The sequence below is a fragment of the Deltaproteobacteria bacterium genome, from assembly GCA_016219225.1.
In the GTDB taxonomy this organism is placed as follows: domain Bacteria; phylum Desulfobacterota; class RBG-13-43-22; order RBG-13-43-22; family RBG-13-43-22; genus RBG-13-43-22.
Map to the genome: position 1 here is coordinate 1 of JACRBX010000124.1, position 8,895 is coordinate 8,895.

Here is an 8,895-nt window from a genome sequence, read left to right on the forward strand (position 1 = left end):
CCCCAGCCTTGAATTTTAAGAAAGAGGATGAGGAGGGGGATCATCAGAAACATGGTCAGGGTAAGAAAATTTTTGTGTCCCCAGCGGTCGGCCAAGCGGGCCCCCACCAGGGTCCCTATGGTCCCTGAAATCAGGAAAGTGGTAACCATTTTACCGGCCAGCAGAGGATCTCCTTTTAAATGATTGATATAATAAAAAGGAATAAAGGTCACCAGCCCCATTTGCATCCAGGACCTCATGGTGACAATCAAAATCAGAATCACCAATTTCCCGTAAGAAGTGTTTGATTTCCGGTTGATTGAAGGGGTTTCTTTTTGTTCCGAAGGGGTTGAATAGCGCAGACTGGGCTGAAGGAAAATGAGAAAGCCGGCCATGATAAGACCGGGGAAGAAATAGGCCAGGGTCCCGGTTAAGGAAAAATGGGTTACCAGAAAGGCCAGGCTAAAAGGTCCCAAGGCAAACCCCAGATTCCCCCCCACGGCAAAGATAGACATCCCTGAGGCCTTTTTTGGGCCGATAAAAAAATGGGCGGTTTTAAATCCTTCCGGATGAAAAGCAGCGACCCCCAATCCCCCTAAAATGACCAGCAGGAGAAGGACTCCGTAATTCGGAGAGAACCCGGAGAGGCCGACGCCCAGTCCGGCTACCAGTACCCCAATGGGAATCAGCCAGGCTTTGGGGCGACGGTCCGAAAAATAACCGAAAAGGGGCTGAATAACCGAAGAGGTCAGATTAGAGGCTAATAAGACCATGCCGGCTGCGGTGTATGAAAGTCCTAAAGCTTCTTTCATGAAGGGCAAAAGGGCCGGAACGGCCCCTTGATTAATATCCGTGACCAAATGGGCCAGGCTTAACAAAAATAAGATCTTAAGGTTCATGGAGGCCCTACTTTTCTTCAAAAATCATCAAGGGTTTATCCTTGACTAATTATTGAAAACAATTTAATATTTAATGTTTATTTTCCCACGTCCATCCGCTAAAGATGGATAATAGTAATGGTTTTTAAGGACTTAGTCAATGGAAGAAGAAAACCAGTTTAAGCAGCAGCGGTTGAAAAAGGCGGAAGAACTGAGGACCCTTGGAGTCGATCCCTATCCGAGCTTTAACCAGATCAGTCATAAAATAGAAGAGATCCATGCCCAATTTGGTTCCCTGGCAGGGTCCAACCCGGACGATTCCCAACCGCTCATTCAGACCGCCGGGAGATTAATGACCCAAAGGGATTTTGGGAAGAGTATCTTTTTCCATATTCAAGACGGGACAGGTCGTCTTCAAGGGTACTTTAAAAAAGATTTAGTCGGTGAGGAGGCGTTCGCCCGTTTCAAAAAAATAGACCTGGGAGATTTTTTGGGTCTGGAGGGGAGTCTTTTCAAGACCAGAACCGGAGAGTTGACCCTTTTGATAAAAAAATTCCAACTATTAGCCAAATCCTTGCGCCCCTTGCCGGAAAAATTCCATGGCCTGATCGATGTCGAACAACGCTATCGACAGAGATATCTGGATTTGTTGGTTAATCCCAAGGTCCGGGAAATTTTTCAGGTGCGCTCCCAGATGATCTCTTTAATCCGGGCTTTTATGACCGAAAGGGGATTCCTGGAGGTTGAAACCCCTATGATGCAACCCCTGGCCGGCGGGGCAACGGCCAAACCCTTTGAGACTTTCCATAATGCCCTGAATCTCCCCCTGTTTTTAAGGATCGCCCCGGAACTTTATTTGAAACGTCTGGTTATCGGCGGGATGGACAAGGTCTTTGAAATCAATCGGAACTTCAGGAATGAAGGGATCTCCATTCAGCACAATCCGGAATTTACGATGATCGAATTCTACCAGGCCTATGCCACCTACCAGGATTTGATGACCCTAACGGAGGAGTTGTTCTCGGCCCTGGCCCTCAAGTTCAAAGGAGAATTAACTTTTTCCTACCAGGGGGAGTCTGTTGATTTAACCCCTCCCTGGAGACGGATTTCCTTTCTGGAGTCCCTGGTTGAGATAGGAAAAATAGAGCCCCGGATACTGGCTGATTCCAGGCAGGCTATTGAATTGGCCCGTTCCCTGGGGGCGGACTTAAAGCCTGCCGATGGCCAGGGAAAGGCCTTAACTAAAATTTTTGAACAACTCGTTGAACCCCAGTTCAGGCAGCCGACTTTCGTCACCGGCTACCCCATAGAAGTTTCGCCTTTAGCGAAAAGAAGTAAAGAAAATCCGGAGTTAACCGATCGCTTTGAACTATTTATCAACGGCCGTGAAATCGCCAATGGATTTACAGAACTCAACGACCCGTTGGACCAAAAAGAACGGTTCCTTAATCAGATGAAGGCCAAAGAGGCCGGTGATGAAGAGGCCCAAGCCATCGATTGGGACTATATTATGGCCTTAGAATATGGTCTGCCCCCGACAGCCGGGGAAGGGATTGGGATTGACCGGCTGGTCATGCTTTTTACCGACGCTCCCTCGATCCGGGAGGTCATTTTGTTCCCCCAGTTGAAGCCGGAGAAGATGCCGGGGAGTTGATGCTGGTTGCTTGTTCCTCGTTTAAGATAGTTCTCAGGCTATCGGCTATCGAGTAACCAGTAACCAGTAACGAGCAACGGATTTCAGGAAGTTATGATGTCTTTCGAGTTTTTTGTCAGTTACCGTTATTTAAAGGCCAAAAGGAAGCAGACCTTTATATCTATCATCACCTTCATCTCCATGGGCGGAGTCGCCCTGGGGGTTATGGCCCTGATTGTCGTCCTGGCGGTGATGAGCGGTTTTGAAAATGACTTAAAAAACAAAATATTGGGCCTCAATTCCCATGCCCTGGTCCTAAACTGGGACAATGCCATCGAGAATTATGTCCAAGTGGCTCAGAAGGTGGAATCGGTGCCCGGGGTTACGGCCGCCACGCCATTTATCCTGACCCAGGTCATGATGAGTGCCGGTGGGCAGGTGACCGGGGCCGTTCTTCGGGGTATTGACATCCGGACCGCCCCTAAGGTGATTGCCTTGGATCGAATTATAAAGAAAGGGAGTTGGCAAGCCCTGGAAGTCCCTCCCCCGACTGGAGGGCAAGAAGAGCAGGGACTGCCCGGGATCATTTTAGGCCAGGAGTTGGCCAGGGCCTTGGGTCTTTCTTTAAACGATACTCTTTCCGTTATTTCCCCGTTGGGGGAATTGACGCCTCTGGGGAGAATACCCAAGATGAGACCCTTCAGGTTGGCTGGGACCTTTGAGTCGGGAATGTACGAGTACGATTCTTCCATCGCCTTTGTTTCCCTTTCTCAGGCCCAGTCTTTTTTAGGACTGGGGAACCGGGTAACGGGTTTGGAAATCAAGACCCGCGATGTCTATAAGGCCGCAGAGATCGCCCGGACCGTCCAGACAAAATTGGGTTTTCCCTTTTGGACCAAAGACTGGATGAAGATGAATAAGAACCTGTTTTCAGCCCTGAAACTGGAAAAGCTGGTCATGTTTATCATTCTGACCTTGATTATTCTGGTAGCGGCCTTTAATATTGTGGCTTCTTTGATCATGGTGGTCATGGAAAAAACCAAGGATATTGCCATACTCAAATCCATGGGGGCCTCGGCTTCCAGTATCATGAAAATATTTATGCTGGAAGGTATTATCATCGGGGCAGTGGGCACGGTTCTGGGGCTTTTGGGCGGTGTGGGCTTGTGCCAGATTCTTCAAAGATATCAGTTTATCAAACTGCCGAGCGACGTTTATTATATCTCTTCTCTGCCGGTATTAATGAAAGGGGGAGATATTTTAATGATCGTGGCTTCGGCCGTGGGGATCAGTTTGATTGCCACCTTATATCCGGCCTGGCAGGCTTCCCGCCTGGACCCGGCCGAGGCCCTGCGCTATGAATAGGGGGATTCTCTATTGAGACCAACTGAACACAAAATTCGAACCCCTAAGTCCGAAACAAAATAATTTTATGTCTCAACCCCTGGTTACGGTCAGAAATTTAGATAAATTTTTTATCAACAACGAGCATCACGTTGAAGTGCTGAAAGGTCTTGATCTGGATTTATGGAAGCAGGATACCCTGGCCGTGGTGGGGGCTTCAGGAACCGGGAAATCCACATTATTGCACATCCTGGGAACCCTGGATCGGCCTTCCGGTGGTCAAGTGCTGTTTGAAGGCCGGAATATTTTTGAACAGCCGGCCAGGGACTTGGACCGATTTCGTAATCAGAAAATCGGCTTTGTCTTTCAATTTCATCATTTGCTTCCGGAATTTACCGCCCTGGAAAACACCATGATGCCCTTATTGATAGCCAGGGACAGCAAGCAAGGGGCGCAGGAAAAGGCCGAAGATATTTTGGCCCAATTGGGACTCAAAGACCGTTTGTCACACAGGATCGGAGAACTTTCCGGCGGGGAACAACAACGGGTAGCCATTGCCCGATCCTTAATTAAATCTCCCCAACTCATCCTGGCCGATGAGCCGACGGGAAATTTAGATCGAAAAACAGGGGAACAGATTATCGAATTATTCCTTCAACTCAATCAGGAAAAAGGGGTGACTTTTTTGATGGTTACCCACAACCTGGATTTGTCAAAACGATTCAGACGAAATGTGGAAATTGTGGATGGGAAGGCCAATGAAATCCTTACCGAATAAAAAGGGAGCTCTTATGCCGAAGAAAATCATTTTTAGCTTGATGGTTTTTTTAGTTGTTACCAGTTTGACCCTATTGGAAGTTCAGGCCGCCCCGGAGGGCAAGGTGGCCCTGATGCCATTTACCATTTACAGCCAGGAAGATTTGACCTATCTCCAAAAAAATATTTTGGAGACCCTTTCCAAAGGATTGAGCCAACAAAATATCTCCCTGCTCCCTCTTTCCATGACCCAACCCTGGCTGGCCAAAAAAATTCCCAGTGACTGGAAGGAACTCCGGTCCATTGGAAAACAAATGGGAGCAGACCGGATCATCTATGGAAGCCTGACCAAGATCGGTCAGCGACTGAGTCTGACCGGGAATCTCTTAGAGACCAGCAATGAAAAACCTCCCCTGTCTTTCTCGATGACCGGAGAGGGGTTGGAAAATATTCTGAAATTGATAGAAAATTTTTCAAAAGAATTGGGGTTAAGAATCTTAGGGCAAGAAAAGATTGTCGGAATAGCCATTAAGGGAAATCAAAGGATTGAGGCCCAAGCGATTGAAAGAGAACTCAAATCCAAAGCCGGTGAGGCCTATAACCCCGAACAACTGGATCAGGACCTCCGGTCCGTTTTCAAGATGGGTTTTTTCTCCGATGTCCGGTTAGAGACGGAACAAACCCCTCAAGGGAAATCCATCACCTTTGTGGTTGTGGAACGCCCTTTTGTTAAACGGATCGATTTAAAGGGATATAAAGAACTCAAAGAAGAGGAACTTAAAGAACAACTGACGGTCAAGCCCTATACGATATTAAATCTGAACACGATCAATGAAAGTTTGGAGAAATTAACCGTCTTTTACCAGTCAAAGGGATATTTTAATGCCCAGATTACCTATTCGGTCGCTTACGAAGACCAGGGGCAGGCAGGGGTCGTGGTCTATACGATTGTGGAAGGGAAAAAGGTCTATATCAAAACCATTACCTTTCAGGGGAATAAGGGGTTTTCTGCAAAACAACTCAAAGGTTTGATGGAAACCAATGAAAAGGGATTTTTTTACTGGCTGACCTCCTCCGGGGTCTATAAAAAGGAACTGCTGGAACAGGACCTGGAGAAAGTTTCTTCTTTTTATTACAACCATGGCTACTTAAAGGCCAAAGTAGGGGAACCGACCGTCCGGCATGAAGGAGAATGGCTGTTTATCAGCATCCCGATCGAAGAGGGACAGCAATTTAAAATGGGGCAGGTCGACATCCGTGGGGATATGATTCAACCTAAAGAAAAGCTGATGGCCTCTCTGTCCATTACCAAGGAAAAATTTTATAACCGCGAAGTGATCCGTAAAGATGTTCTTATGTTTAATGACCTTTATTCCCTTGAAGGCTATGCCTTTGCCGAAATTACCCCTCAAGTCAAAGAAGATCCCACGGTTCCCAAGGTCGATCTCGTTTATGAGATCAAAAAAGGGTCTAAGGTCTATTTTGAACGTATCGATATTGTCGGGAATGTCAAGACCCGGGATAAGGTGATTCGAAGGGAATTTAAGGTATCTGAAAAAGGCCTCTTCGATGCCACGGCCCTCAGGAAAAGCAATGAAAACCTCCGCCGTCTTGATTATTTTGAGGAGGTCAATATCTCGACTTCCCCGGGCAGTCAGGAAGATAGAATGAATTTGAAGGTCGAGGTCAAAGAAAAACAGACCGGTTCCTTCTCCGTCGGGGCAGGCTACAGCGCTGTCGATCAATTTATCCTCATGGGCCAGATTTCTCAAAGAAACCTTTTTGGACGGGGACAATCGCTGAGTCTGGATGCCCAACTCGGGGCCAAAACCGCGCGCTACAATCTCAATTTTACCGAGCCCTGGCTCTTTGACACCAGGGTCTCTGCCGGGACCAACCTATATAACTGGGAGCGGATCTGGGACAAATATACCCAAAATAGTTTCGGGGGTTCAGTGGATTTTGGCCATCCCTTTTTTGAAGAATATACCCGGGCCTATATCACCTATACCTATGATGATACCAATGTGACGGATGTGGCCACTGATGCCGCCCAGGTCATCCAGGACTTGAAAGGCCGTCATCAGACCAGCAGTGTCCGTTTGACCCTCAAAAGGGATTCGAGAGACCTGATTTTTAATGCCACCAAGGGATCGATTAACAGCGCTTCCATTGAATATGCCGGCGGTCCTCTCGGGGGGACCAATTATTATACTCGTTATATGGCCAGTTCCGGTTGGTATTTTCCTCTTTTTTGGGAGACCACCTTTTTTATTAACGGCAAATGGGGATTAATCACCCAGAATCCCGGCGGGGATCTGCCCCTTTACCAAAAATTTTATTTAGGCGGCATCAACTCGGTTCGAGGGTTCAAATATTACTCCATCAGCCCTACGGATGAGGCAACCGGCCAAAAGATCGGTGGCGAGCAGATGGTGCAATTTAATTTGGAATACATTTTCCCTTTGATCCAAAAGGCCGGGATTAAAGGATTGATATTCTTCGATGCCGGCAATGCCTATACCAAATCGGCGGATCTTGATTTCAGGTCTTTGAGAAAAAGTGTGGGTCTGGGTATCCGCTGGTATTCCCCTATGGGGCCTCTGCGTTTGGAATGGGGTTGGAATATCGATCAAAGGCCCGGGGAAGATACCAATAACTGGGATTTCAGCATAGGCACCTTTTTTTAATGATGAAATAGGAAGGACTTGTTAAAGGTCCCTCATATATGATTAACTTTGAGGAGGAATGAATGATTCGCTATTTATTTAAACCCCTGTCTTTGATGATTGGAATCTTTTTTATCTTTTTGACTGTACCATCCTGGGCCAGCGACCCCCCTCTCAAGGTGGGGATCCTGGACCTGCAAAGATGTCTCCAACAGTCCGAAGCCGGCAAAAAGGCCTCCAAGGGTCTGCAAGAAAAATCGGATCGAATCAAAAAAGAGTTAACGGTCAAACGGGAAGATCTGAAAAAACTGCGTGATGAATTTAACAAGAAAAGTAATGTCCTCAGCCAGGACGCTAAAAGGGAGAAAGAAAAGGAACTGATCCGGAAAGAGGAAGATTTCAGGGACCTGGTTCGGGAGAAAGAAGATGAGATGCATAAGGACGAATACAATGCCATGCAGCCTCTTCTAAACGAATTATTTGAGGTGACGAGTAAATTGGCCAAAGAGGAAGGGTATACCCTGATTCTGGAAGCCAAGAGCGGCGTGGTTTATTACACCAAGCCGATAGAACTGACCGACAAGGTGATCAAGATTTTTAACGAAACAAAAAAAGAAAAGAAGAAATAACCATGATGACCTCAGATCTGCCCCCTTCAGGGGTTTCTCTGGAGGCATTGGCTCACTTGGTTGGAGGGGAAACCCGGGGAACTTGTGAAGAGTTGATCACCGGCATCACCGGGATTCGGGAAGCCCGAAAGGGGCAGATTACTTTCTTAGCCAATCCCAAATACCATAAAGACCTGGAGATAACTCAGGCATCAGCTGTAATTGTTGGATCTCAGATCCCTGCAACGGACAAGCCTTTAATCATTATCCAAAATCCATATCTGGCCTATGCCCGGATCGCTCAATTTTTTGCCCCTCAAGTCAAGCATCCCCTGGGTATCAGCCCCTTGGCCTCTATTGGGGAGGATTGCCGAATTGGGAACAACGTCTCCATTTATCCTCTGGTCTATCTGGGAAATCAGGTGGAAATTGAAGATGATGTTATTCTGTTTCCAGGTATTTTTGTGGGCGATTTTGTTAGGATTGGAAAGGGATCTTTGATTTATCCCAACGTTTCCATTCTCTCGAAAACGATCATCGGGCAAAGGGTGATCATTCATAGCGGGACGGTGATCGGCAGTGACGGATTCGCCTTTGCCCAGGATGGGATGACCCACGTCAAGATTCCTCAGTTGGGAATCGTCCAGATCGATGATGACTGTGAAATCGGAGCCAACAACACCATAGACCGGGCGTCCTTGGGCAGGACCTGGATCAAGGCCGGAGTCAAAACCGATAATCTGGTCCAAGTGGCCCACAACGTGGTGGTCGGCGAGCACTCCCTTTTAATTGCCCAGGTCGGAATATCCGGGAGCGCCACCCTTGGGAAAGGGGTCATTCTGGCCGGCCAGGCTGGTGTGGCCGGCCATATCACCATTGGGGATGGGGTTAAGGTGGGGGGGAAATCCGGGGTGGCTAAATCCATTCCGGCCGGCGAGATCGTTTCGGGCAACCCGACCATGCCGCATCAGACCTATTTGCGGACCCGGACCCTTATTCAACGATTACCCGAGATGGCCAAACAAATA

At 47.6% G+C, this 8,895-nt stretch carries 7 protein-coding genes; 6 read left to right on the forward strand and 1 reads right to left on the reverse strand.

Annotated features, from left to right (window positions below; genetic code table 11):
- On the reverse strand, positions 1 to 878 hold an 878-nt coding region (locus HY879_10915; protein ID MBI5603854.1), incomplete at its 3' end, for an MFS transporter.
- A 139-nt stretch (positions 879 to 1,017) separates the two neighbouring features.
- Between HY879_10915 and lysS the strand changes: the two genes are divergently transcribed.
- From lysS to lpxD, 6 genes are all read left to right on the forward strand, one after another.
- Positions 1,018 to 2,511, forward strand: a complete 1,494-nt coding sequence (gene lysS, locus HY879_10920) for a lysine--tRNA ligase (protein ID MBI5603855.1) — start codon at positions 1,018 to 1,020, stop codon at positions 2,509 to 2,511.
- A 96-nt stretch (positions 2,512 to 2,607) separates the two neighbouring features.
- Positions 2,608 to 3,855, forward strand: coding sequence for a lipoprotein-releasing ABC transporter permease subunit (locus HY879_10925; protein ID MBI5603856.1), 1,248 nt, complete (start codon positions 2,608 to 2,610; stop codon positions 3,853 to 3,855).
- A 67-nt stretch (positions 3,856 to 3,922) separates the two neighbouring features.
- A complete protein-coding gene (locus HY879_10930) occupies positions 3,923 to 4,612 on the forward strand; it encodes an ABC transporter ATP-binding protein (protein ID MBI5603857.1) in 690 nt (229 codons plus the stop codon).
- Positions 4,613 to 4,625: 13 nt separating this feature from the next.
- Entirely contained in the window at positions 4,626 to 7,280 is a 2,655-nt protein-coding gene (bamA, locus tag HY879_10935) for an outer membrane protein assembly factor BamA (GenBank protein ID MBI5603858.1), read from the forward strand.
- A gap of 62 nt (positions 7,281 to 7,342) precedes the next feature.
- Complete coding sequence (locus tag HY879_10940) at positions 7,343 to 7,888, forward strand: OmpH family outer membrane protein (GenBank protein ID MBI5603859.1); 546 nt, start codon at positions 7,343 to 7,345, stop codon at positions 7,886 to 7,888.
- A 5-nt stretch (positions 7,889 to 7,893) separates the two neighbouring features.
- The coding region (lpxD, locus tag HY879_10945) for a UDP-3-O-(3-hydroxymyristoyl)glucosamine N-acyltransferase (protein MBI5603860.1) at positions 7,894 to 8,895 on the forward strand (1,002 nt) is incomplete at its 3' end.